The organism is Methylomonas albis (assembly GCF_014850955.1).
Lineage (GTDB): Bacteria > Pseudomonadota > Gammaproteobacteria > Methylococcales > Methylomonadaceae > Methylomonas > Methylomonas albis.
This window is the reverse complement of record NZ_JACXSS010000001.1, coordinates 176,291-198,286: the sequence shown is the minus strand read 5'-3', so window position 1 is coordinate 198,286 and position 21,996 is coordinate 176,291. Positions and strand designations below refer to the sequence as shown.

Genomic DNA, 21,996 nt, shown 5'->3' with positions numbered 1-21,996 from the left:
AAGCAGTCTGTGCGGATTTAACCGCTAGCTGGTCCGGAGCTTGGTCAGTCTGGCGGTTGCGGCCAAACCAAAGGCGGAATCCGGCTCCTTTTCCAAGATTCGCTGCAACACCGAAACACTGGATTTTTCCAATAAACCAATCGCTCGCAGTCTGACCGACGCGTGATGGGCATTCAGCGCCGCCAGTTCCGTCAAATAAGCGCTGGCGTCGTTTAGCAGATTGAGGATGACATTTTCGGGATCGTCGGTGAACAGGTCGCGAACCAATTCGCCATATTGTTCCTGGAGCCGGATCAATTCCCGGCGGTCGAGTTTTTTCGGCTCGGTGGGATCGTCGCAGCAGGCCATTGTCTTAAGCTTTTTGACCGTGCTCGGATATGAGTTGCTGAAATTCGAATTCGCAGCCGCCGCAGCCGGACGCAGTGCCGGTGATACGGGAGATTCTTTCCGGATCGGTGACTCCCTCGTCGAGTAGTTGTTTGATTTGCTGCCCGGTGGTGCCGCTGCAGTAGCAAATTACTTCGTTTTCGGTGTCAAGCTTCGTGGCGTTCATAATGAAAGGTTTAAGCGTATCAGATGATCGTGTTAACGGTGCGTAACCCGGCACGTTGGCCATTCGTTGGGTCACGCCCTACCAGGCTAACCCAACCTACATTCCGTATTTAAAAGTTACAAAGATAAAAAATCCAATTGAAGTTACTGCAACTATCAGTATTACTTTCTTGTGCAAACTCTCGAATTCTAAATTGGGGATTATAGTTTTTAATAAAAAATAGACCCCAAGAGTAATCGCTAAAATCAGAAGTTTTATTACTAAGCGTTCTGATATTTCCACGGACTCTCCGTTACAAAAACAACCCATCAATCGGCGAAGACGCCGAGGCAAAGCGTTTGCGCGGCATGCGTCCGGCCAAAAATGCTTCGCGGCCGGCTTCGATGCCTTTTTTCATCGCCGAGGCCATCAACACCGGGTTTCTTGCGGCGGCAATGGCTGTGTTCATTAACACGCCGTCGCAGCCCAGTTCCATCGCCATCGCTGCGTCGGAAGCGGTGCCGACACCGGCATCGACCAAAATAGGTACTTTGGCGTTTTCGACGATGGTCAGGATATTGTACGGATTACGGATGCCCAAGCCGGAACCGATAGGTGCGGCCAATGGCATCACAGCGATGCAGCCGATTTCTTCCAAGCGTTTAGCCGCAATCGGGTCGTCGTTGGTGTAAACCATCACATCGAAGCCGTCTTTGACCAGCAATTCGGCGGCAATATAACTTTGGGCAACGTCCGGAAACAAGGTCAGCTGATCGGCCAGCACTTCCAGTTTGACCAATTTATGCCCGCCCAATAATTCACGGGCCAAGCGGCAAGTGCGCACCGCGTCTTCGGCCGTATAGCAGCCGGCGGTGTTGGGCAGGATGGTGTATTTATCGGGCGAGATTACGTCCAGCAAATTGGGTTCACCAGGGTTCTGGCCGATATTGGTTCGGCGAATAGCCACCGTGATAATCTCGGCGCCGCTAGCTTCGGTGGCCAAACGGGTTTCTTCCAGATCCTTGTATTTGCCGGAGCCCACCAACAGCCGAGAGCGATATTGCTTACCGGCCAGCGTGAAATAATCGTCCTGCCCGCCGCCGATGGCTTGCACGATTTCCAAGCGGTCGTCGTTTTGTAAACGTTGGCTGGCGTGTTGGGTGAACGGCAAAATTTCCTTGTTCAATTCCACGGCGATGCGTTTGCCGGTCAAACCCAAATCGGCAATTATGTCGGCAACGGTAGCGTTCTCGCCGACTTCGCGATTGTCGCCATTGACCTGTATTTTCATGCTTTAAACCTTGTGTGTAGTCGCGGCGCGGCGGCGTTGTACCGCACTAGCCAGATGATGTAACAATTCCGCGCTGTCTTCCCAGCACAAGCAGGCGTCGGTAATGCTTTGCCCGTAAGTCAGCGGTTTGCCTTCCTCGACATCCTGACGACCACCGACCAGATGACTTTCCACCATCGCGCCGATGATACGTTTGTCGCCTTGTCTGATTTGCCCGGCCACATCTTGTGCAACCAGCATTTGCCGTTCGTATTTTTTGGAACTGTTGGCGTGACTGAAATCGACCATGATATTGGGGCGAAGGCCTGCATCAACCAAGCCTTCGGCCACTTGCTCGACGCTGACTTCGTCATAATTCGGTCTATTGTTGCCGCCGCGCAAGATGATATGCGCATCTTCGTTACCGCGCGTCGAGAAAATCGCCGAACGGCCTTCCTTGGTCAAGGACAAAAAGTGATGCGGACTCATTGCAGCATTGATGGCGTCGATGGCGATCTTAATACCGCCGTCGGTGGCGTTTTTAAAGCCGACCGGGCAGGATAATCCGGACGCCAATTCCCGATGTACCTGGCTTTCGGTGGTGCGGGCGCCGATGGCGCCCCAGGAAATCAAGTCCGAGACATATTGCGGCGTAATCAAGTCCAGATATTCGGTAGCAGCCGGCACACCGAGGTTATTCACATCCGACAATAACTGCCGAGCCATGCGCAGGCCTTTGTTGATGTTGAAGCTGGAATTGAGGTCCGGATCGTTGATCAAGCCTTTCCAGCCTACCGTGGTGCGCGGCTTTTCGAAGTAAACCCGCATCACTATCACCAAATCATTTTGTAACTCGTCCATGATGAGTTTCAAGCGTCCGGCATATTCCACTGCCGCTGCCGGGTCGTGGATGGAGCAAGGACCGATAATCACCAGCAATCTATCGTCGGCACCGGTGAGAATGTTGTGAATCGCCGCCCGCGTATGCAGAATGGTGGCGGCGGCCTGCTCGGTCATCGGAATTTCTTCATGAACTTGAATCGGCGCTACCACGTCCTTGGTTTCACAAATTCTTAAATCATCGGTGTTATAGTTAGTTGGCATGACACTCAGCAATACGCTTTCAATAGAAGGATTAATTGACTATTTTAACCGTTTTGCCGTGTCGGTGTTACAAACTAATGCCGAAACCGACTTGAGAAAACCCGGACATGACAGACGATAGACCGATTAAACGCTGCCTGACGGTGTGCCTGGCACAATCGTTCGAATTCGCGCAATTGCGGGAAAAACTGCTGGATACCACCCGCGCACAACTGTTCAGAAACGCGATGGTTATCGATTATAAAACCGGCTGCGCGATTGTGTTTGCCTATGGGGTGATGGTGTGCTGGAACCTGAATCTCGACGACCGGCGCTCCTTGCAGGATTTGTTGCTGGATTATGCAATCAAACCCGACGCCGAACCGCAGGAAGATAATTTCAGCTATGAAGTGGGCTGCGAGCAAGATAGGTTTCAACACGATCACCTAGAGCTGCAGTCCGCCGATTTCAAAGTGCTGCTGGCGCTGTCGCATGCGATGGCGCAATCGATCAAACTGGCGGCATTCGAAGGCCATGCTATCGATACCATCCGCGCCACCAGCCATTTACCGCAATCGCTGGCGCGGGAAGGTAAAATCAAGCTCAATCGCAAAACCATGGCGATGATCCGCGGCCAGTTGTTTCTGACCAAAAGCGACATCATCCTCAATTACGACTTACTGGATACGCCGGAATTTTTCTGGGAACACCCGGAATATCAGCATATTTACTCGATGGCCGCCAATTACCTGGAAATTCAGCAACGCACCGACGTATTGTCAAAAAAGCTTGAGACCATACACGAGCTGCTGGAAATGTTGGCCGACGAACAAAAGCACCAGCATTCCTCGGCCTTGGAGTGGATCATCATCTGGCTGATTGCGGTAGAAATCGTGATGTCGATTTTGGATAAACTTTTTTAGTAAGCCCAACTCGCATCTCCCCGATTCGGCACCTCGTCAGTAGCAATCGAGCACTTGCCCAGGAAAATCAAGGGTTGACGGTATCGACCGGCTGCGGCCATAATCGGACCAGAGATTGAACTCGCTCACAAAAATATTGGTATTCCCCTGCATTTCAACTTAGCCTTGCTGTTAAGTCTAAGTTGAAGTCATATCACTAAATTTACTTTAAGGACAAACCATGAAAATACTATCTGCCTTATTTGCGACGTTTTTATATTCGGCTAGCGCGCATGCGGCTCTTGAATTTACTTTTTCAGGCGATTTCGTCAATTTCACTACCGGCAGCTTTTCGGGCCAACTAACCTTTGATGCCTTGTCACCGGATTCCAGCGATTTTTTTCCGGCTACAGCCAGCGACCCCGCCAGCTTGCGCTTGAGTTACTCCTTGAGTGCTCCCCTGTCGATAGTAGCTAATAGCCAGGCTCTCACTATCGACAACAATAATGTTGTACTAAATATTGTCGATAACGCCACCGGCACAACTGATGACCTGATAGCAAGCCACGGCTTTACCGGCCACGTGACGGCCGGCGTTTATGATTTACTAACGCTCAGCATGGAATCCTCAAATAATATATACGATGAAAATGGCTTGGTATCCGGTACGGAATTTTCGGTAACAGGCTTTTTTGACCAGACATTACTGAGCGGCACTAACCTTAACCCCCCCAATCTCCAAAGTCTATTTGGATTACCTGACCCAAAATATTTTGTTTTTGAAGTTAACCGAAAATTAGGCGACGCAGACGATTATCATGGCGCGGGCATTATTACGGCTAGCGACATTGTCGATACACAGGTATTTACTCCCGTCCCTCTGCCTGGCGCCGCATGGTTGTTTGGCAGCGTTATCGCCGGATTAGGCTTGCGGTTCCGTAAACAAGCATAAACGCTTAATGTCAGGATGAGTCAGCGCCTGCGCCAATCGTTGCCAGGCCGACTCGTCTTTCGGCAAACCAAAACGTAGACTAGCCGGCTCCTGAAACAATCGGGTCAGAATACCCTGCCTAGCCAATAGATCGTGCAGGTTATCGGCCTGCTCACATTTCACCCATTGAAACAAATCGCATCCTCCGCTGGGCGGCCAACCATAATCGGTCAATAGCTGCCGCAGGCGCTGGCCTTGCATCGTTAGTGCTGCGGCATTGGCAATCTGCCAGCCTTGATCAGCCAATGCCAGCGCCGCAACATAGCGACCAGGATGACTGATAGCCCAAGGCCCTAGAAGCTCGGTAAGTTTCGACAACAAGTCCGACTTGGCGATCACGAAGCCGCAACGGATTCCAGCCAAGCCAAAAAACTTACCCACGGACCGCAATACGATCAGACCAGGCCGCACTGGTAATGGCGATAGACTGTATTCGCCGGGCAGGCTGTCCATAAACGCTTCGTCGATCAATAACCAGCCGCCGCGCCGGCTAAGTTTTTCATGCCAACTCAATAGCTGCGGCCGAGTCCATAATCGCCCAGTGGGATTATTGGGGTTGACCAGAATCAGAACATCTATGTCATCCAGACGATCATCTATCGCATCCGCTTCGATCTTGATAATTTGATGCCCGGCTTTTTGCCAACTGCCGGCATGCTCGGCATACGCCGGATGCAGCAGGCCTACCCTTGATGAGGAACGCAGCAAGGGCAAGGTTTGAATTGCGGCTTGTGAGCCGGCCACCGCCAGTATTGAATCGTTTTGGTAATAAGTTCGCGCTGCCAGCAATAGCTCGTCATCATCTTCCGGCAGACGTTGCCAGCATGCTGCGGGAATGGCAGGCACCGGCCAGCCGTTGGGATTAATACCCGTGGATAAATCCACCCAGTCGGCTAAAGCAATGCCATATTGGCTTGCGGCTTGCCGCAAGCGTCCGCCATGCTCAAGCAAGCGCATCTCCCAGGCCGATTACGATCAGCCATAACAGTAGAGTTCGGTACATCAGTTTGCAGGCGCGATTAATATCGTCATTTTCAGGCAGTTGTTGGCCGCCAAACCAGGGTTTTGGTTTTATTTGGCCGTGATAACAAGCCGGCCCACCCAGAAGTAACAACAGGGCGCCGCCGCCAGCGGTCATCACCGGCCCGGCGTTAGGGCTATCGAGCAAATGCGCTTGAGTTCGCCAGGCCTTGATGGCCTGCGCGGTGTTACCCAGCAAGGCATAACTCAATGCCGTCAAGCGTGCCGGCAGCCAGTTCAGCAGATCGTCGAAGCGGGCAGCGGCCCAGCCGAAGTATAAATATCGTTGATTTTTGTAGCCCCACATGGCATCCAGGGTATTACTAAAGCGGTAGAGCAAGGCGCCGAACGGCCCCAATACGACGAACCAGAACAAGGGCGCAAATACCGCATCGGCACCGTTTTCCAACACAGACTCTATGGCAGCCCTCCGCACGTCGGCCTCCGTCATGGCCTCAGTCTGACGGCTAACGATTCTGCCAACCTGTTGCCGCGCTAACGGCAAGTCGCTATCCAACAAGGCCGAAAGAACGGCTAGCGCATGTTGTTGCAAGCTGCGGGCAGCGATACAAAAATACAAAACCAATATATCGACAGCAGTTTGCAGCGGCGGCCAACTGCGCAGCACCAGCAAATACAGGACACACGGCGACAAGACTATCAACACTGCCACACAACCCGTCAGTCGCTGACGAAAAGCCGATTGCCGGCTGTTTAACAGCCGCTTTTCGACAGCAGTGACCCATTTACCGAACATCACTAGCGGATGATACGCGTTGCGTGGCTCGCCCAGCCAAAAATCGATGGCTACGGCCAACAAAATGCTGATGGTGAGAATCATGATTTACGGTGGATAAACAGGTATATCAAAACTAGCAGAAAGGAAAGGGGCAACAAAGGTGACACAACTCCAATCAGCGGGGACGACTTTCATCGCCCCGCCGGGTTTGGCGGAATTGCTTAGATAGCTTCGTGGGTGGCTTTGGCGGCCAGCAAGGCTTTTACTGCACTGACCAGAGCAAAAATAACCACGCCATAGATCAAGGTCGATGTCAGGTAAGGCGGGTAATACATCGCAACGCGCTCAAAATATTGGGCGAATGAGCCGTTCGGATAGCGGCCGGACAACCAGTAGAAGCTGCCGTTGGAAAACAAAAACGCGATGGATGTAGCTGCTACCAGAACCGCCAGACGTTGCGCGGCGGTTGCCACCGATAACACAGCGAATTGTCGGCACCATTTGCCGCCCAACCACATCGCGCCGTATGAACCGATCAGAAACACATAGGCTTTGGACACACAAAAATCGCTGACGCCGAGTTTGGTGATCGCCAGGTAATCAATCAAGCCGGCTTCTGCTAGCAACAAGGCGAACAAATAGCGTCCGCCCAGCCACAAGCCGGCGAAAAAAAACACCGCCAATGAAGCGTCCGGCAATGCGAACGGCGTGCCGAAATGGTGAAAACGGGTGGCGGCCATCAACGCCATCAGCGCAACCGCGCCGGGTTTGACAGTCAAGGTTTGATTCAGACTCATAGGGTTCTCCAGAAAAGGTTTAGTAATTGTAATGGATCGAAAAATAGAAATTTCTGCCGAAGCTGTTATAGGTGTTAACTGTTTGATAGCGTTTATCGAACATATTATTCAGTTTGGCGCTTAACATCCAATTTTTGTCGATGCGATAAGCGGTGCGCAGATCGGCGGTCATGAAGCTGCCCAGGCGGACTCGGTTCGCGGCGTCGTCGAATCGCTCGCCCTGAACCAATACCGCCGCACCCAGATCAAAGTCGCCGAACGAGCGGGAAATATCATAGGACAGCGTTTCGGTGACCCGGCGCGGCAGGCGCAGATTGGTCTGTCTATCCTTTGGCGTCATCAGGCTCATACCCAATTTGTTGTTCCAGCCGAAAATTTGCGTGGATATTTCCGCTTCTATGCCGTCTATCTGCGCTTTGCCAATATTTCTGGCCGTAAACGGCGTCCCGCTGAACACAATCAAATCCTCGATATTGGTGTGATAGCCGCGTAGCTCCCAATTTGCCCAACTGTGGCGTCCGGCAAAACCGGCTTCGAAACTGGTGGACTTTTCCGGCCGTAATCCGGCATTACCAAAACCCGGAAAGTATAGCTGGTTAAATGTTGGCGCCTTAAAGGCATTACCGAAACTGGCAAAGGCGCTAAGGCCGTAATCCCAATTAAACCGCCAACCGAAATTGCCGGTGACACTATCGCCGAAAGCCTGGTTTTCGTCCCAACGCAAGGAAGCATTCAGAAAGTGCTTATCGAAAATCCGGCTATGTAGTTCGGCGAATGCGCCCACATCGTAACGGGAGTTCTCCGCATAGCGCGTTGTGCTGTCGATTTCGTCAAAACGGTAATCGGTACCGAACGTCAACTGGTGATTCTTATGCAAGGCCAATTCATTTAGCCAGCTGGCGTTCCAACGCGTGGTATTAAAGCGGCTGGCGAACGAACCGTTATGCCGAAATTGATCGGCATCATCAACGCTTTGTCCAACACGTAATATGGATCGCCACATGTCACTGAAATTAGCACTAGCTGTGGCACCCAGCGTTTGATTGACAAACTCCGTGCTGCTGCTGGTGACGTTATCGATCTCGGTTTCGCCTTCGGCCCGTAGGAAAAACGCTTCCAGTTCCGCGCCGTTGTCGAAGCGGTAACCCGTTTTTGCATTCAGACTGGTGTTGTTATAGCCGTCGCGGTCCGGATTGTAGCCATTCGCTACACTAACGCCGCTCAGAGCATTTATCCCCTGGCTACCGAATTGCGCAGCACTCAAGTTATACCAGGCTTTACCCCATTTGCCGTTGATGGCCGCGGAGCCGTTATAAGTGTCGTAAGAACCGCCGCCGGCTTCCAGCGCGATGTTCGGCCGTTCGCTTTTACCACCCTTGCGGGTAAATATTTGAATTACCCCGCCAATCGCTTCCGAGCCATACAAACTTGACTGAGGGCCACGGGTAATTTCCACTCGCTCGACTTGATCGATAGGAATAAACTGAAAGGCGCTGGTGCCCGTGGTAACCGAACCAGCCTTGATGCCGTCTATCAGCACCAGTACATGGTCTGAATTGGTGCCACGCAGATAGACATTGGTATCCTTGCCGTAACCGCCGCTCTGCACCATATCAACACCCGGAGTGCCTTTCAGTAACTCGGGAAGGGTTCTGACCTGAAGTTTTTCTATGTCCTGACGCGTATAAACCGTCATGGCCGTTGCCAACTCGTTCTGCCGGGTTTCGGTTCGGGTAGCCGTCACGACTGTTTCCGCAAGGTTGACCGTCTCGTCGCCATTCGCCGCCAGCGCAGTGAAAGGCGCACTCGCCAGAAATAAAGACCTGTATAAAATTGATTGCATATTGTCCTCTGCGCCCGCCGCGCATCCGGGTAAAAAAGGACAGAGGAAAAACGGTAAACGAAAAAGACGGAGGCAGGCTAGGCATGGACTCAGACCATTCCGTCAACAGCCCTCCGCTGTCTCGAATGATCTTCCGGGCCAGTCTCCGGGCTTATAAGTGGCTTGACACCTGATCTACGACCTTCCCATGCAAAGCGCACAGTGGCAAAAACGTGGATCTTTACTTATCTACCGTTGCGGGGGCAGCGTCGGCATGGGCGGTTAAATACCGACGCACCGACTTCCTGTTTGAGCTTGGCCGAGAAACGGCACAAGCACCTGAAAGAAGGGCGCAATTGTATGTAGTCGGGCAAGATATAGCAAGAATACCTGCTTAGTTACGGACAATCAGCATTGCAAATACCCCTTTCCGTGCTATACATTGGTGCATTGATTAATGCTGTTAACTTAATATTTAGACAAACACGGGCGGGATTATGGAAATTCAATCGAAATTGTTAGGCAACCAAGAAATCAATCCGGACACCATCATTAATTTTCCGCGCGGCCTACCTGGCTTCGAGGATCAGACCCGCTTTAAGTTATTTCATCAGGAAGGTAGCGAAATCGTCTATTGGCTGCAATCGGTCGATAACGCGGAACTCACCTTTTCCGCTGCACATCCGGCCAATTTCAACATCAATTACAATTTTACGGTAACCGATCCCGAAGAAACGATCTTGCAAATAGAGCCGGGTGACGACTTGGTGATTTTGATTCTGCTGCACAAGGACAACGAGCAGGATAACGGCAAACCGACCATCAAAGGCTCGATCAAATCACCAATATTAATCAACGCTAACAAGCGCATCGGCATACAAAAAGTACTGGTAGCGATCGAACAAAGCATCACACTGACTGAAAAAATCAGCGAAATCGACGTATCGGAAGCGTAAAAAATTGCAAACAAGCGCCGATGACTGCTGGTCACCGGCGGCTGTTGAAATCAGGCAGCCTGAACAGGAATGGAATGACTGGAATGGCTAATGTGGTTGTTGCCGTCGAAATACACCAAAGTCGGCTTGTAATTCTTCAGTTCCTTCTCATCTAGGCTAGCGAACGCGCAGACGATAATCAAGTCGCCAGGGCAAGCCAGCCTTGCAGCTGCGCCGTTGATCGAAAACACGCCGGAACCTTCTTCGGCACGAATCGCATACGTGGTAAAGCGCTGACCGTTGTTAATGTTGTAAATATGGATTTGCTCGTATTCCAGAATCCCTGAAAAATCCAAAATCTTGCCGTCAATAGCACACGATCCTTCGTAATCCAGCTCGGAATGCGTTACCCGCGCACGGTGTAACTTAGCTTTAAGCATGTTTATGTTCATGGTAAACAAGGTCGAATACTAGGGCCGGCGATTATGCCTGAAATTGACCCTGCTATCAAATTTAAGCATTAGCTTTTATAGGCCGGAAAACCAGCACCGTCAGATGCTAGATTTAGAAAAGTAGAGGTTATCAATCAGGCGCGTGTTGCCTAGCTTGGCGGCAGCCAAAATCAGCAGACTAGGATCGCTAGAGCCAGCGGGCAATAAATCCTGGCTACGACAGATACTGAAATAGTCGACCGCAAAACCGGCTTGCTGCAAATCCTGTCGCTGCCGCCCCGCCACTGCCAGATAATCGTCGTGCCCGGCCAAAATCTCATCGCGCGCCGCGCACAATGCCTGATAAAGCATAGGGGCTTGCAGTCTTTGCTGCTCGGACAGATAGCCATTGCGCGAACTCATCGCTAAGCCATCGTCTTCCCGAACCGTTGCCACGCCCTGAACCGTAACAGGGATATTTAGATCCGCCACCATTTGCCGAATCAGCGTCAGCTGTTGAAAATCCTTCTCTCCCAGCAGTAGCAGATCGGGCTGAACCATATTCAATAGCTTGCAAACCACCAATGCCACGCCGTCGAAATGCCCGGGCCGACTGGCCCCGCAATGCAGGCTCGACAAGGCTGCGACCGAGATGTTAGTTTGCGCGACGTGCGGATACATTTCCGTCACCGCAGGCAAGAACAGCAAATCGGCGCCGCTGGCTAACAGCTTTTCCTGATCCTGCTGTTCGGTGCGCGGGTAACTGGCAAAATCTTCGTTCGGACCAAATTGGGTGGGGTTGACGAAAATACTGGCCACCACCTTATCGGCCTGTTGCTTGGCAGTACTGACCAGTTTTATATGGCCTGCATGCAGATTGCCCATGGTTGGCACAAAACCGACGCTGTGCCCGGCTTGCCGCCATTGTCGGGTTGCTTCTCTCAATGCGACCACGCTGGTGACTATCTGCATACGCCTAATAACTGTGTTCGGAAGCTGGAAACTGCGCGGATTTAACCGCTTGATGATAATGCCGTACCGCCTCTTCTATGCTGGAGGCATCGGCCATAAAGTCTTTGGAAAAACGTGGCCGCTTGCCGGTGCTGATATTCAACATGTCATACAACACCAATACCTGACCATCGCAATCGACGCCGGCGCCGATGCCGATGGTCGGAATACTCAGGCGCTGACTTATTTCGGCGGCCAGTTGCGCAGGTACGCATTCCAGCACTAACAGGCCGGCACCCGCTTGTTCGATTTTTTCGGCATCCGCCACGATTTGCCGAGCTTGCTGCTCTTCCCGCCCTTGCACCTTATAGCCGCCCAAGCGATTCACCGATTGCGGCAACAGACCCAGATGACCGCAGACCGGAATACCTTGTTCGACCAAAAAGCCGATGACATCGATTTTGGCACCTTCCAGCTTGACCATTTGCGCACCACCAACCGCCATCAAGCTTGCTGCATTAGCCAAAGCCTGTTCGGGCGTAGCGTAGCTGGCAAACGGCAAATCGGTAATCACGAAAGCTCGCTTTCTGGCCATTGCCACATTACGGCTGTGATACACCATATCGCCCACCGTGACCGGCAGGGTACTGCTGTGCCCTTGAATCACCATGCCCAGCGAATCGCCGATTAGCAACACATCAATACCGGCCCGGTCCAGCAACGCGCTGAAACTGGCGTCGTAAGCCGTTAGGCAGCTGATTTTTTCGCCGGACCGTTTCATCGCTGCCAGATCGCTGATAGTCAGGGCCTTTAAGCCATCCGCGTATAGACTCATGAAGCTATTTTCCGCAAACCGTCGGCTGGGCAAGCTGCCAATAGCTGCGATAACGAATCCAGACCCGGAATCATTAGGTCACTGCTAGACACATCGGCCAATGGGTATAACACAAACGCGCGCTTGGCCAACTCGGGATGCGGCACAATCAGGTCCGGTTCGTTAATGCTCTGTTGCGCGTAAAGCAATACATCCAAATCCAGGGTTCTGGCTCCCCAACGCACACTGCGCAGCCGACCATGCTGGTTTTCGATTTGCTGTAACTGTCTGAGCAAAACCAAAGGTTCCAACTCGGTCGAAATTCGCAGCACCGCATTCACGTAATCGGGTTGATCTTGCGGGCCGACCGGGACACTGCGATACAAGGGTGAAAAGCCAATTTCGGCAACGCCCGGCAAGGCCGCGATTTCCGCTCTGGCCCGACTGACATGACCGACAGAGTCTTCGAGATTGCTGCCCAAGCCTATATAGGCCTCGACACCTTCTTTAGGGGGAATCATTGCCGATGGAAGCCGGTTTAGCTCGAGAACGGTAACGACCGGTTTTGCGATTACGGGATTTGCCGTTGCCGGATTTGGGCGGCGCGGTCATTTTTTCACGCTCCACTTCGTCGGCTTCTTGAAAACCTGTCCACCACTCGACCAGCTCAGGATCGGCACCGCCGGTTTCCGCACGCAGCCGTAAAAAATCGTAAGCCGCTCTAAATTTTGGCTGCTCCAGCAACCGGTAAGGCCGAGGTCCAACCGTTCTGGAAAACTTATTCTGTAAGAACCAAACTTCGCGCATAGATTGCGTAATATGCCGCGGTAGCGCGGTAATTTTGATCTGTCTGGTCAGCACTTCGTTGGCGGCGTTTTGATAGGCCAGTGTTTCGTTTTCACCGTGGCTGATGCGTTTTTGCGCGGCCAATTGCAACGGCTCCCACAATAAGGCCGCCAGTAAAAAATAAGGTGTCAGGGTTTTGCCGTCGTTAAAGCGGGTATCGGAGTTTTCCAAAGCCCTGATCAAAAACAGGCGCGGAAAATCGTGGTCTTCGCTGGCCAGACAGCGGTCGGAATCCGGAAACAAAATCGCAAATAAGCCGTAATGTCTGAGCATTTCGAAGGTTTGCAGGCCGTAACCGGACAAAAACAACTTGATGACTTCATCGTAAAGGCGTGCCGAGGGGATGCTCTTTAGCAGATCAGCTTGCGCGTAAATCGGTTTTTCGGTATCGGGGTGCAGGGTAAAGCCCAGCTTCACCGCAAACCGGATGGCGCGCAGCATCCGCACCGGGTCTTCCCGATAGCGCACTTCCGGATCGCCGATCAGCCGTATCACCGCGGCCGCATGGTCCTGCATGCCGCCGGTATAATCGACCACGGAAAAATCGCGGATGTTGTAATACAGCGCGTTGACGGTGAAATCTCGGCGCCAGACATCTTGTTCTAGCGTGCCGAACACGTTATCGCGCAGTAAGCGACCGTCTTCATGCACGACTTGCTGATCGGACTCTTCCGGCTCGGAGCCGCGAAAGGTTGCCACCTCGATGATCTCGCGCCCAAAAAACACATGCGCCAGCCGAAAGCGCCTGCCGATAATCCGGCAATTACGAAATACTTGCTTAATTTGTTCCGGACTGGCGTTAGTCGCCACATCGAAATCTTTAGGCTCCCGTCCCAATAGCAAATCCCTGACGCAGCCTCCCACCAAATAGACTTCGTAATCGGCTTTTTTCAAGCGCTGCAACACTTTCAGGGCATTTTCACTGATTTGCGCACGAGAAATGCAGTGCTCTGAGCGCGAATAAATCTTCACAGCACTAGCCCCTGCCGATTCATTGACTTGATCGGCAACCTGCTCAACCGGTGAAAAGATTTTTTTGAAGAAACTAAAAATGACTTTATCCCTTAATATAAATGACGTTTGCCAGATTTTTCGAGGCTTCGGGCGCAAACAACCTGGCGCGCTTATCATAACACCTCGCCAGATTTAAGCTCAATCAAGCACATTCTTTTACATTCCCTTGCGTTAAATGTAGAATTTCGCCATTCGCCGAATATTTGGTGTAATAACATAAAAATGGCTGTACTTTGTCGCCCTTAAACAGGTGACGGGGAATTTATATCGGAGAGTGAAGCGCATGTTTAAAAAAATTTTACTGGGTTTTGTAGACCAACCTATATTTGCTAGTCTATTCATCACCGATTTCGCTATATTGGTTTTCCATAGACCGCCCTTCTTGTTTTCCATTGTCATGATCGGGGCTCTGGTCGGCATGAGCATGTATATGGGGCAAAAACTGGCGATTTTCGAAAAATAATTGCGACAAACCGCTAAAGTAAACATCCCAAAACCCGGCGCGGATTCACCGTCCCCGCCGGGTTTTTTGCGTCGCCTGGCGGCTGCTTGTTACGACGCCTTCTTACTGGTGGCGGTATGGTTTTTAGCCACGGCAATTGCTCTGCCGTTCAATGCAGGCCAGGCATTCGCCAGTGATCAGCTGTTTTATCCACTGTATCTGCTGAGCATCAGCTTTGTGTTTTACGGCTGGTTTTGGACCCACGGCGGCCAAACCCTGGGCTTGCGCGCCTGGAAAATAAAAGTATGCACTCCGGAGGGTCACGCCTTGGATTGGCGACAAGCCGGCATCCGCTTCGTTGGCGGCTTGCTATCTTGGGCCTGCCTGGGCCTGGGATTTTTCTGGTGTCTATTCGATAAAAACGGCCAATGCTGGCACGATTATCTATCAAAAACTCGGCTGGTTTTTCAGGAAGAAAAGCGCTGACAGTAAAAGCGGATATGCTATATTCGCCGCTCGATTAATCTCTCATCCGGGAGCATACAATGAAAACAATAATAATGCTTTTATCCCTGCTTGCAGCATTTGCGACGTCTACAGCCAGTGCTGACGTTAAGCTGCAGGACAATTCCAAGCTGCTGGGCAAATGGCAGGTTACTCACGAAGCTCTGGCGCTTGATCGCGAAAAGAAACCCCTGCATGTCACTTGGGAGTTTCAAAAGGACGGCACCTTGGTAACCACCGGCGAAGATGCCCGGAGCGGCATTGGCGAAATGACTATCCCGATCAAATATAGCGTGGCCGACGGCGTCATCAAAAAACAAATCACCCCCGGCCGGGAAAAATACGAAGATTGTTCTGTCGTGGAAATGGACGATAAAAATATCGTTTTGAAATGTAAATTTCTCTATCTGTTCATGACGCGTAAATAACACCCGTCATCACCTCGGCTGACAGTAGTAAATTCAAGGCATTGACCGACTCACTGCGAAACGGAAGCAACCGTTTCGCAGTGAGGCCAGCAAAAGACTTATCTAGCTAACCCGCCTAACCGCTATCAACGCACCGCAAAATACCAAGGCGCTTGGCAACATAGCCATCAACATAGGATTGATGTCGTAAACCAAGCCAACATGACCGGCAATTCTGTCGAAAATGTTAAACGTCATGCCAATCACGATGCCCATCATGATCCGCGCGCCGGTGCTGGTGCCGCGACCGATGCCAATCACAAACGGCGCCGACACCATCAACATCACAAACGTCACAAACGGGTTGATCAAACGGCTCCAGAACGCCAGCTCGTAGCTTTGCGACTTTTGATTATTCTGTTTCAGGAAGTCGATGTAGTTGAACAAATCGTATAAAGACAGGTTGTCCGAGTTGACTACGGCCACTTTCAACAAATCCGAATCGATGCTGGATTTCCACGGCTGTTCCGCTTCGGTGCGGGCATAAATTTGCTGCGAATTGATCTCAGACTGCTTCACGCTATCCAAGCGCCACTGCTTATTGCCTTGGAACAGAGCATGCTCGGCGTGAGTGATCCGGTTGAGTTTATGGGTTTCGTCGACATCGTAAATGCGCACATCGGCCAGCGAACCATCATCGAGAATTTTGCGGACGTTGATAAAACTATTGCCCTCTCTCAGCCACATCCCGTATTGCGAACGCATCACCACGCCGTCGTTCAGCGCCGTGGTTTTCAATAATTGCGCGGCACGTTCGCATGACGGCGCAACGAACTCGCCAACCAATACCGCCACGGTCACTAGCAGCAAGCCCGCCAACATAATCGTTCTGATGATCCAGGCGATTGATAAACCCGCGCCGCGCATCGCCACAATTTCGCGATTATTGGCCATCGAGCCCACCACGAACAAGCTGCCCAGCAGCGCTGCCGACGGCACCAACTCATAAAACACCCGCGGCGAGGTCAGCGTCAAAAACCACAAAATCTGCTTCAAGTCATAGCCGCCTCTCCCCAAATTCTTTAATTCATCGCTGAAGCTGAACAGATTGAACAGCGTCAACAACAGTAACACCGCAATCAAAGAACCCTTAACAACTTCCTTGATAATATAAATGGTTAATACATTGATCATGCCAGCTTCTCCTTAAGACTTTGCGATAACCACTTCCAGCCATATAAGCGCATTAACATGAATAAGCCCAACACCAGCAACAAGGAGTCCACCCAGAAATAACCCAGCCAGGACGGCAATGCCCCACTGATCACCCAGCTGTGATTTACCCGCTGCAAATTGCCGTACACAAAATAAATCCCAAAAGCCACCAGCATGCTGCCGTAGATGCCGCCGCGCGGCGACAGTTTAGCCAAGGGCACCGCCAGAAAAGCCAGCAACATTACGCCCAACGGCGTGCTGACACGGTCTTGTAACTCGGCAATATCCCGTAACTCGGGCGACAGCCATAAGTTTTCGGTAGTAATGGCTTCGCGCCCCAAATTCAAAATGGTGGCCTTTTTTTCGATCAGCACCGCATATTCGGCAAAGGTCTCCACCGTGAAATCCTTATTGCCGGGTATACCTTGAATCCGCTCGCCATTTTCCAAAACCAGATACAAACCGCCGGGCAAGTTTTTCAGCCAACCGTACTCGGCGTTCACCACCCCGGTCTTCTCACCCTGCTTGTTTTGCACGAACACCTTATGCATGCGGCCTTCGTCGTCGACATTTTCGGTATAAAAAATCAACTCGCCGTCGCTGTATTCGCTGAATCGACCGGCGGCTATTCCGCGAAGATCGGCGTCTTGTTTGTCATGATGCATCAACTGCTCGGTTTTGGCCTCCGCCCAGGGCGACGCCAGCATCGACAGCCCCATGCCCGCCACGCTTAAGGGCACGACCAGCATAAATATCGCCCGATAAATGGTAAACACGCTGCCGCCGGCCGACGAAATTGCCGCCATTTCCTGCTCGCGATACATGCGGCCCAACACCATCAATATCGCCATAAACAGCGCGGCCGGCAGGAAGGTCGTAGTGGCTATCACGATTTTCAAACCCAGCAGCGTCATCACCGTTTCATTGGCGATATTGCCTTCAATCGCCTGCGCCAGCACCTTGATGAACTTGCGGCTGACGATGATCACCACCAACACGACTAATACTGCCGTAACAGTCTGAAACAGTTCCTTAATTATCATTTTGTCCAACACCGTCAACAGCCGGAAAGGCCGGCCCGCGCTGGGTAATCCTCGCTCAATGCTCAACAACTCACTCCTGATTTTCTATTGTATAATCGAACAAAGCCTCTGCACCCCGCAGAAACCCTCAATCTCAGACATTTACAGACCACTCTCATGGACTATTCTATAGAAAGCTCACCCTTAGACAAACTGCAAAGCGACTGTCTATTGGTCGGAATCTTCGAAAATCAACTACTCAGCCCGGCGGCAACCCAACTGGACAGGCAGTTCGACGGCCTGCTGACTAAATTGATCGGCCGCGGCGACATCAAAGGCAAAAACGCGGAAACTCTGCTGATCAACAACCTGCCCGACGGTAATATCGCCCGTATCGTGTTGCTGGGCTTCGGCGAGCGCGGCAAAGTCAGCCGCAAGCAATACCGTAAAGCCTTGGTGGCCGCGATCAAAACCGTCAAAGACAGCAAAGTCAGCGCCGCCAGCTGCGCGCTTTTGGATATCGACGTCAACGGCGTGGATAGCCAATGGAAAGCCCGCCAAGTTGTCGAAATATTTAACGACGGCCTGTACCAATACAGTGCCACCAAAAAAGTGGACGATAAAAACCCACTGCAAAGCTTAGCCGTCGTCGCCGACGACAGCCAAAAAGCCTTAGCCGAAACAGGTCTGCAACAAGGCATAGCCATCGCCAAAGGCTTGGAACTCGCCAAACACTTGGCCGATCTGCCCAGCAATTTTTGCACACCCACCCATCTAGCCGAACAAGCCTTGGCTTTGGCTGGCGAGCACGACAAACTGAATTGCGAAATCCTGGAAGAAAGCGATATGGAAGCGCTGGGCATGGGCTCTTTCCTATCCGTATCGCGCGGCAGCCGCCAACCCGCCAAACTGATCTGCCTGGACTACCAAGGCGGCGACAGCAACACTAAACCCATCGTCCTGATCGGCAAAGGCCTGACTTTCGACGCCGGCGGCATTTCGCTTAAACCTGGTTTAGGCATGGACGAAATGAAATACGACATGTGCGGCGGAGCTAGCGTCCTAGGTCTTTTGCGCATGGCCACCCTGCTGAACTTGAAATTGAACATTGTCGGCCTGGTTCCGTCCTCGGAAAACCTACCTGACGGCGCCGCCAGCAAACCCGGCGACATCCTGACCAGCATGTCCGGCAAAACCATAGAAGTATTGAATACCGACGCCGAAGGCCGGCTGATTTTGTGCGACACGCTCACCTACGCCAAAAAATACAACCCGGACGTCGTCATCGACATGGCAACCTTGACCGGCGCTTGCATCGTGGCCTTGGGCAGAGTACCTAGCGGCCTGTTCGGCAACGACGACAAACTTTGCAATGACTTGCTTGGCGCCGGCGAAACTGCGTGCGACTTGGTTTGGCGCATGCCGGTTTGGGAAGAATACCAGGAGCAACTGAAATCCAACTTCGCCGACCTGGCCAACATCGGCGGCCCTGACGGCGGCAGCATTACTGCGGCGGTGTTTTTGTCCAAATTCGCCGAAGAATACCGCTGGGCGCATATCGACATCGCCGGCACCGCCTGGCGCACCGGTGCCAATAAAGGTGCAACCGGCCGGCCCGTGCCGCTGGTAAGCCAGTATTTGCTGAACCGCGCATCGGTTTAACGGTCTTTTCAGGAAGAGCCAAGCTCAATGCGCTTAAGTTAACCCGTTCGTGGCCGGGTGCAGGAGTTAAAGCAACGCAAGAGCAGTTGCCGAGAGCCTGTCGAACCATGGACGGATTAACCCGTCATCCTTCGACAGGCTCAGGACGAACGGTTAATCCTTACCTGCAGGCCTTGCTCCTCCAAAATGGCACGAAGCTTAAACAGCATAATGGAACACAGTCGTCCCCCAACCATCCCCGAAGTCAGCTTCTACGTGCTGGCTACCCACGACCAGCAACAACGCCAGGATTTTGCCTGCAAGCTGATCGAGAAAATCTACCGTAGCGGCCATTTTCCGTATGTACTGACCGATTCGGCGGAACAAGCGGAACAGATCGATAAAGCCCTGTGGACCTTTCGGGCCGGCAGTTTTATTCCGCACCAAATCTATCGCGGAGAAATCCCGGCATTTACCGGCACCATCCTGATCGGCAGCGAAAACATCCCGGACGGCTGGCAGAAAATTGTCGTCAACCTGTCGAGTTTCTATCCGCCGACCACGGCCCCGACCGAACGCATCCTGGAAATACTGGATAACAGCGAAGAATGCAAACAGGCCGGCCGGCAGCGTTACCGGCATTACCAGCAAGCCGATTTGGCGATCACTACCCACAAAATGTAGGGTGGGCACGCTAGTGCCCACGCGGTGAAGCGTCCAAAAATGGCGGATAACGCTTTTCTGTTCGCTGGTTGGAAGAATAGCCTCAATTCCGCGTGGGCACAAAAACCGTAGCCACCCTACATGACTTATTCCGACCTAAGTGGCTAGCTCGCTGAGCTTCTTCATCAAGCTTCGAACACTATCCATAGTAACTGACATCTCCTTTTGAATACGTTGATTGAAGGAGGCGGCATCTTCTCGCCGATGCTCATCTTGGGTGTCTACAATATTATCGAAGCGCTGCATCATCGCCCCGTGCCCGACAAAAATTTGATCGAGGTCGCTCTTCAATTGCGGAAAGTAAAGCGAGATGACTACGTTCAATTCCATGAGGGTATCAGTCGGAGCCGACATAATGGCGAGATCATTAGACGTAATGTCTCCCTTCGTAATAAATCCGATGCCCAGGAGCTTACCCACATCGTTCGAGTATCTTGCGGTGAGCGTCATGGCTCGTTCCAGATGCGCCATGCGTTCTTTTCTAACCGTCTCGTTTTGTTCGACGCGAAACGTGTAGTAATTAGTCGCAACAGAAACAATCAAGCTCAGAAGACTTCCTACGACTACGGGAATCAGAACCGCAGCCATTTTTGAAATAACTAAGTCACTTCTCGCCATCAGCAAAGACTCCAATTGCATAACGTAAACTAAGTAGGATAGGCCAGAATAAACCGCTAGGCGTTTGGCTAGCTTTGGCGCTTCCTTATTCCGGCCTACAAGGCTTCGCCCTCTATTTACCCATCATAGCCCCGATTAGCAAAGCGTAATCGGGGCTATGATACGAATCTTGCGTACGATTACGCGAGCTTTATGGAGGCAATACGCTCCCGCAAAGCTCAATGAATTGATCTGCTTTAAAGCGAGCACCCAGCGTATGCTCTTCGTCCCAAGCAACAGAATAACCGAGCTCGTAAATTAACTCACCATCCAGCGGTGTAACCGATACGAATTTCAATGCGACGTAAGGCCACACTTGACTCGCCGCGCTGATGCTTGGCATGGTCTCGCAGGCAGCGGAATTGTTCTCCGACTCAAATTCTTCGGCATAAGGGGGGTAGTGCGCGACTAGCTCCGATTCTATCATCGGGCGCATAGAGGCAAATACTGCCGCCAAGCCGCGAGCCATGCTGATGGCTTGCGCCACTGGCTCTGTTCGGTTACCCGCAAGTATTAACGGGATATTCTCGGAGTCGTCCAGCGCAATGACACCCCGCCAATAACCACCGGAACGCTTAAACTCGCCGAGCTGCGAGTCATGAAAAATTTTTGATTTGAACAAACCAAACATTGCTCTACCCCTAAGGCGTTTGAGTTAACCCGCCCGCTTTATTTTCCTCCTTAGCATCATACCTTCGGAGCTGGCGATCACTGCCATCAAATGTAGGGTGGGTACGTTAGTGCCCACGCGGTGAAGCTTCCAAAAATGGAGGGCAATCTTTTTTGGCTGGCTATCAGGAGGATATAGTCCCAATTCCGCGTGGGCACAAAAACCGTGCCCACCCTACACGACTAAGAGGGTTGGCGTTACGACAGCATAATTTCAGCCTAAGCCTAACTCCCGATTTATGAGTGAGTAAGGGCCTGTTCTAACGCTTGCGAGAATACTGCTATAGCTGCGAGCACCGCGCCAATGGAGTTCCACTTCGCTTGAGCAGCCAATGTTTCCCGTACCTCCCAACCGTCAAAAGAGATTCCAGAAAGATCCGGGGCAGTACCAGCCCTTTCGGCAGTTCGGCGGCGGTCCTCAAGCGCCTTTTCTCTGGATACTTTTACGCAGCTTGCATAGAGCCAAGCCAATGCCGATGCAAAACCTGAAACTATAGAAAGAACCGTAAGCAGGGACAGACTCATAAACATAACCTCGACTGTATAAGTCAATTTAGCAGTTTCCACAC

At 51.9% G+C, this 21,996-nt stretch carries 26 protein-coding genes and 1 riboswitch; of the genes, 8 read left to right on the top strand and 18 right to left on the bottom strand.

All coding sequences use genetic code 11. From position 1 onward, the window contains the following. Positions 1-24: 24 nt before the first annotated feature. From EBA_RS00845 to aroG, 4 genes are all read right to left on the bottom strand, one after another. Entirely contained in the window at positions 25-348 is a 324-nt protein-coding gene (locus EBA_RS00845; protein WP_192372360.1) for a hypothetical protein, read from the bottom strand. Between the two features lie 4 nt (positions 349-352). Continuing rightward, complete coding sequence (locus tag EBA_RS00840) at positions 353-553, bottom strand: (2Fe-2S)-binding protein (protein ID WP_192372358.1); 201 nt, start codon at positions 551-553, stop codon at positions 353-355. Positions 554-845: 292 nt separating this feature from the next. After that, complete coding sequence (gene thiS / locus EBA_RS00835) at positions 846-1,823, bottom strand: sulfur carrier protein ThiS (RefSeq protein ID WP_192372356.1); 978 nt, start codon at positions 1,821-1,823, stop codon at positions 846-848. A 3-nt stretch (positions 1,824-1,826) separates the two neighbouring features. Next, the gene (aroG, locus tag EBA_RS00830) at positions 1,827-2,906 is read right to left on the bottom strand and encodes a 3-deoxy-7-phosphoheptulonate synthase AroG (RefSeq protein WP_192372354.1); all 1,080 of its coding nucleotides are present in this window, start codon (positions 2,904-2,906) and stop codon (positions 1,827-1,829) included. A 107-nt stretch (positions 2,907-3,013) separates the two neighbouring features. On the opposite strand from aroG, the gene EBA_RS00825 reads away from it, so the two are divergent. Then, the gene (locus tag EBA_RS00825; RefSeq protein WP_192372352.1) at positions 3,014-3,808 is read left to right on the top strand and encodes an RMD1 family protein; all 795 of its coding nucleotides are present in this window, start codon (positions 3,014-3,016) and stop codon (positions 3,806-3,808) included. Between the two features lie 220 nt (positions 3,809-4,028). Then, positions 4,029-4,739: a hypothetical protein gene (locus EBA_RS00820; protein ID WP_192372350.1), complete on the top strand. Its 711-nt coding sequence runs from the start codon at positions 4,029-4,031 to the stop codon at positions 4,737-4,739. Here EBA_RS00820 and cobD read toward each other — a convergent pair. The 4 genes from cobD to EBA_RS00800 form a co-directional block, all read right to left on the bottom strand. After that, positions 4,710-5,729: a threonine-phosphate decarboxylase CobD gene (gene cobD, locus EBA_RS00815; protein WP_192372348.1), complete on the bottom strand. Its 1,020-nt coding sequence runs from the start codon at positions 5,727-5,729 to the stop codon at positions 4,710-4,712. The two genes, EBA_RS00820 and cobD, sit on opposite strands and share 30 nt — an antisense overlap. Then, positions 5,722-6,639 (bottom strand): adenosylcobinamide-phosphate synthase CbiB, encoded by a 918-nt coding sequence (cbiB, locus tag EBA_RS00810; RefSeq protein ID WP_192372346.1) that lies wholly within the window; start codon positions 6,637-6,639, stop codon positions 5,722-5,724. Before cbiB ends, cobD begins: the two co-directional genes overlap by 8 nt. A gap of 119 nt (positions 6,640-6,758) precedes the next feature. Further along, on the bottom strand, positions 6,759-7,334 hold the full coding sequence (locus tag EBA_RS00805) for a hypothetical protein (protein ID WP_192372344.1): 576 nt from the start codon (positions 7,332-7,334) through the stop codon (positions 6,759-6,761). Positions 7,335-7,353: 19 nt separating this feature from the next. Beyond that, on the bottom strand, positions 7,354-9,177 hold the full coding sequence (locus EBA_RS00800) for a TonB-dependent receptor domain-containing protein (protein WP_192372342.1): 1,824 nt from the start codon (positions 9,175-9,177) through the stop codon (positions 7,354-7,356). A 119-nt stretch (positions 9,178-9,296) separates the two neighbouring features. Beyond that, positions 9,297-9,514: riboswitch (cobalamin riboswitch) on the bottom strand. Between the two features lie 139 nt (positions 9,515-9,653). On the opposite strand from EBA_RS00800, the gene fliW reads away from it, so the two are divergent. Next, positions 9,654-10,112, top strand: coding sequence for a flagellar assembly protein FliW (gene fliW / locus EBA_RS00795; protein WP_192372339.1), 459 nt, complete (start codon positions 9,654-9,656; stop codon positions 10,110-10,112). Positions 10,113-10,162: 50 nt separating this feature from the next. On the opposite strand, the gene panD is transcribed toward fliW, so the two are convergent. The 5 genes from panD to pcnB form a co-directional block, all read right to left on the bottom strand. Then, the gene (gene panD / locus EBA_RS00790; protein WP_192372337.1) at positions 10,163-10,543 is read right to left on the bottom strand and encodes an aspartate 1-decarboxylase; all 381 of its coding nucleotides are present in this window, start codon (positions 10,541-10,543) and stop codon (positions 10,163-10,165) included. 99 nt (positions 10,544-10,642) lie between these two features. Continuing rightward, positions 10,643-11,494, bottom strand: coding sequence for a pantoate--beta-alanine ligase (gene panC, locus EBA_RS00785; RefSeq protein ID WP_192372335.1), 852 nt, complete (start codon positions 11,492-11,494; stop codon positions 10,643-10,645). 4 nt (positions 11,495-11,498) lie between these two features. Continuing rightward, entirely contained in the window at positions 11,499-12,308 is an 810-nt protein-coding gene (gene panB / locus EBA_RS00780; RefSeq protein WP_192372333.1) for a 3-methyl-2-oxobutanoate hydroxymethyltransferase, read from the bottom strand. Continuing rightward, positions 12,305-12,808 carry a 2-amino-4-hydroxy-6-hydroxymethyldihydropteridine diphosphokinase gene (gene folK / locus EBA_RS00775; protein ID WP_192372331.1) on the bottom strand — a complete coding sequence of 168 codons (504 nt, stop codon included), beginning with the start codon at positions 12,806-12,808 and terminating at the stop codon, positions 12,305-12,307. Before folK ends, panB begins: the two co-directional genes overlap by 4 nt. Then, positions 12,795-14,105 (bottom strand): polynucleotide adenylyltransferase PcnB, encoded by a 1,311-nt coding sequence (gene pcnB, locus EBA_RS00770; RefSeq protein WP_192372329.1) that lies wholly within the window; start codon positions 14,103-14,105, stop codon positions 12,795-12,797. Before pcnB ends, folK begins: the two co-directional genes overlap by 14 nt. Positions 14,106-14,430: 325 nt before the next feature. Here pcnB and EBA_RS00765 point away from each other — a divergent pair, with 325 nt between their 5' ends. From EBA_RS00765 to EBA_RS00755, 3 genes are read left to right on the top strand one after another with little or no spacing between them, the layout of a single operon-like run. After that, positions 14,431-14,610, top strand: coding sequence for a hypothetical protein (locus EBA_RS00765; RefSeq protein WP_192372327.1), 180 nt, complete (start codon positions 14,431-14,433; stop codon positions 14,608-14,610). After that, complete coding sequence (locus EBA_RS00760; RefSeq protein WP_192372325.1) at positions 14,611-15,075, top strand: RDD family protein; 465 nt, start codon at positions 14,611-14,613, stop codon at positions 15,073-15,075. A 59-nt stretch (positions 15,076-15,134) separates the two neighbouring features. Beyond that, on the top strand, positions 15,135-15,521 hold the full coding sequence (locus EBA_RS00755) for a hypothetical protein (protein ID WP_192372323.1): 387 nt from the start codon (positions 15,135-15,137) through the stop codon (positions 15,519-15,521). A gap of 102 nt (positions 15,522-15,623) precedes the next feature. Here the strand turns inward: EBA_RS00755 and lptG are convergent, their stop codons facing one another. Together lptG and lptF are read right to left on the bottom strand one after the other, a co-directional pair. Next, positions 15,624-16,691 (bottom strand): LPS export ABC transporter permease LptG, encoded by a 1,068-nt coding sequence (lptG, locus tag EBA_RS00750; RefSeq protein WP_192377122.1) that lies wholly within the window; start codon positions 16,689-16,691, stop codon positions 15,624-15,626. Next, complete coding sequence (gene lptF / locus EBA_RS00745; RefSeq protein ID WP_192372321.1) at positions 16,691-17,824, bottom strand: LPS export ABC transporter permease LptF; 1,134 nt, start codon at positions 17,822-17,824, stop codon at positions 16,691-16,693. Before lptF ends, lptG begins: the two co-directional genes overlap by 1 nt. A 90-nt stretch (positions 17,825-17,914) precedes the next feature. Between lptF and EBA_RS00740 the strand changes: the two genes are divergently transcribed. Together EBA_RS00740 and EBA_RS00735 are read left to right on the top strand one after the other, a co-directional pair. Continuing rightward, a complete protein-coding gene (locus tag EBA_RS00740; protein WP_192372319.1) occupies positions 17,915-19,399 on the top strand; it encodes a leucyl aminopeptidase in 1,485 nt (494 codons plus the stop codon). A gap of 210 nt (positions 19,400-19,609) precedes the next feature. Continuing rightward, entirely contained in the window at positions 19,610-20,062 is a 453-nt protein-coding gene (locus EBA_RS00735; RefSeq protein WP_225615810.1) for a DNA polymerase III subunit chi, read from the top strand. 135 nt (positions 20,063-20,197) lie between these two features. Here the strand turns inward: EBA_RS00735 and EBA_RS00730 are convergent, their stop codons facing one another. From EBA_RS00730 to EBA_RS00720, 3 genes are all read right to left on the bottom strand, one after another. Then, entirely contained in the window at positions 20,198-20,719 is a 522-nt protein-coding gene (locus EBA_RS00730; protein ID WP_192372317.1) for a hypothetical protein, read from the bottom strand. A gap of 190 nt (positions 20,720-20,909) precedes the next feature. Beyond that, positions 20,910-21,389 carry a DUF6985 domain-containing protein gene (locus EBA_RS00725; protein WP_192372315.1) on the bottom strand — a complete coding sequence of 160 codons (480 nt, stop codon included), beginning with the start codon at positions 21,387-21,389 and terminating at the stop codon, positions 20,910-20,912. A 275-nt stretch (positions 21,390-21,664) separates the two neighbouring features. Continuing rightward, complete coding sequence (locus EBA_RS00720) at positions 21,665-21,952, bottom strand: hypothetical protein (RefSeq protein WP_192372313.1); 288 nt, start codon at positions 21,950-21,952, stop codon at positions 21,665-21,667. Between the last annotated feature and the right edge of the window lie 44 nt (positions 21,953-21,996).

What these genes read in the sequence shown, in the direction of transcription:
- EBA_RS00845 (WP_192372360.1), bottom strand. Translation starts at nt 348, where the DNA reads ATGGCCTGCTGCGACGATCCCACCGAGCCGAAAAAACTCGACCGCCGG.
- EBA_RS00840 (WP_192372358.1), bottom strand. Translation starts at nt 553, where the DNA reads ATGAACGCCACGAAGCTTGACACCGAAAACGAAGTAATTTGCTACTGC.
- thiS (WP_192372356.1), bottom strand. Translation starts at nt 1,823, where the DNA reads ATGAAAATACAGGTCAATGGCGACAATCGCGAAGTCGGCGAGAACGCT.
- aroG (WP_192372354.1), bottom strand. Translation starts at nt 2,906, where the DNA reads ATGCCAACTAACTATAACACCGATGATTTAAGAATTTGTGAAACCAAG.
- EBA_RS00825 (WP_192372352.1), top strand. Translation starts at nt 3,014, where the DNA reads ATGACAGACGATAGACCGATTAAACGCTGCCTGACGGTGTGCCTGGCA.
- EBA_RS00820 (WP_192372350.1), top strand. Translation starts at nt 4,029, where the DNA reads ATGAAAATACTATCTGCCTTATTTGCGACGTTTTTATATTCGGCTAGC.
- cbiB (WP_192372346.1), bottom strand. Translation starts at nt 6,639, where the DNA reads ATGATTCTCACCATCAGCATTTTGTTGGCCGTAGCCATCGATTTTTGG.
- EBA_RS00805 (WP_192372344.1), bottom strand. Translation starts at nt 7,334, where the DNA reads ATGAGTCTGAATCAAACCTTGACTGTCAAACCCGGCGCGGTTGCGCTG.
- EBA_RS00800 (WP_192372342.1), bottom strand. Translation starts at nt 9,177, where the DNA reads ATGCAATCAATTTTATACAGGTCTTTATTTCTGGCGAGTGCGCCTTTC.
- fliW (WP_192372339.1), top strand. Translation starts at nt 9,654, where the DNA reads ATGGAAATTCAATCGAAATTGTTAGGCAACCAAGAAATCAATCCGGAC.
- panD (WP_192372337.1), bottom strand. Translation starts at nt 10,543, where the DNA reads ATGAACATAAACATGCTTAAAGCTAAGTTACACCGTGCGCGGGTAACG.
- panC (WP_192372335.1), bottom strand. Translation starts at nt 11,494, where the DNA reads ATGCAGATAGTCACCAGCGTGGTCGCATTGAGAGAAGCAACCCGACAA.
- panB (WP_192372333.1), bottom strand. Translation starts at nt 12,308, where the DNA reads ATGAGTCTATACGCGGATGGCTTAAAGGCCCTGACTATCAGCGATCTG.
- folK (WP_192372331.1), bottom strand. Translation starts at nt 12,808, where the DNA reads ATGATTCCCCCTAAAGAAGGTGTCGAGGCCTATATAGGCTTGGGCAGC.
- EBA_RS00765 (WP_192372327.1), top strand. Translation starts at nt 14,431, where the DNA reads ATGTTTAAAAAAATTTTACTGGGTTTTGTAGACCAACCTATATTTGCT.
- EBA_RS00755 (WP_192372323.1), top strand. Translation starts at nt 15,135, where the DNA reads ATGAAAACAATAATAATGCTTTTATCCCTGCTTGCAGCATTTGCGACG.
- EBA_RS00740 (WP_192372319.1), top strand. Translation starts at nt 17,915, where the DNA reads ATGGACTATTCTATAGAAAGCTCACCCTTAGACAAACTGCAAAGCGAC.
- EBA_RS00735 (WP_225615810.1), top strand. Translation starts at nt 19,610, where the DNA reads ATGGAACACAGTCGTCCCCCAACCATCCCCGAAGTCAGCTTCTACGTG.
- EBA_RS00730 (WP_192372317.1), bottom strand. Translation starts at nt 20,719, where the DNA reads ATGGCGAGAAGTGACTTAGTTATTTCAAAAATGGCTGCGGTTCTGATT.
- EBA_RS00725 (WP_192372315.1), bottom strand. Translation starts at nt 21,389, where the DNA reads ATGTTTGGTTTGTTCAAATCAAAAATTTTTCATGACTCGCAGCTCGGC.
- EBA_RS00720 (WP_192372313.1), bottom strand. Translation starts at nt 21,952, where the DNA reads ATGAGTCTGTCCCTGCTTACGGTTCTTTCTATAGTTTCAGGTTTTGCA.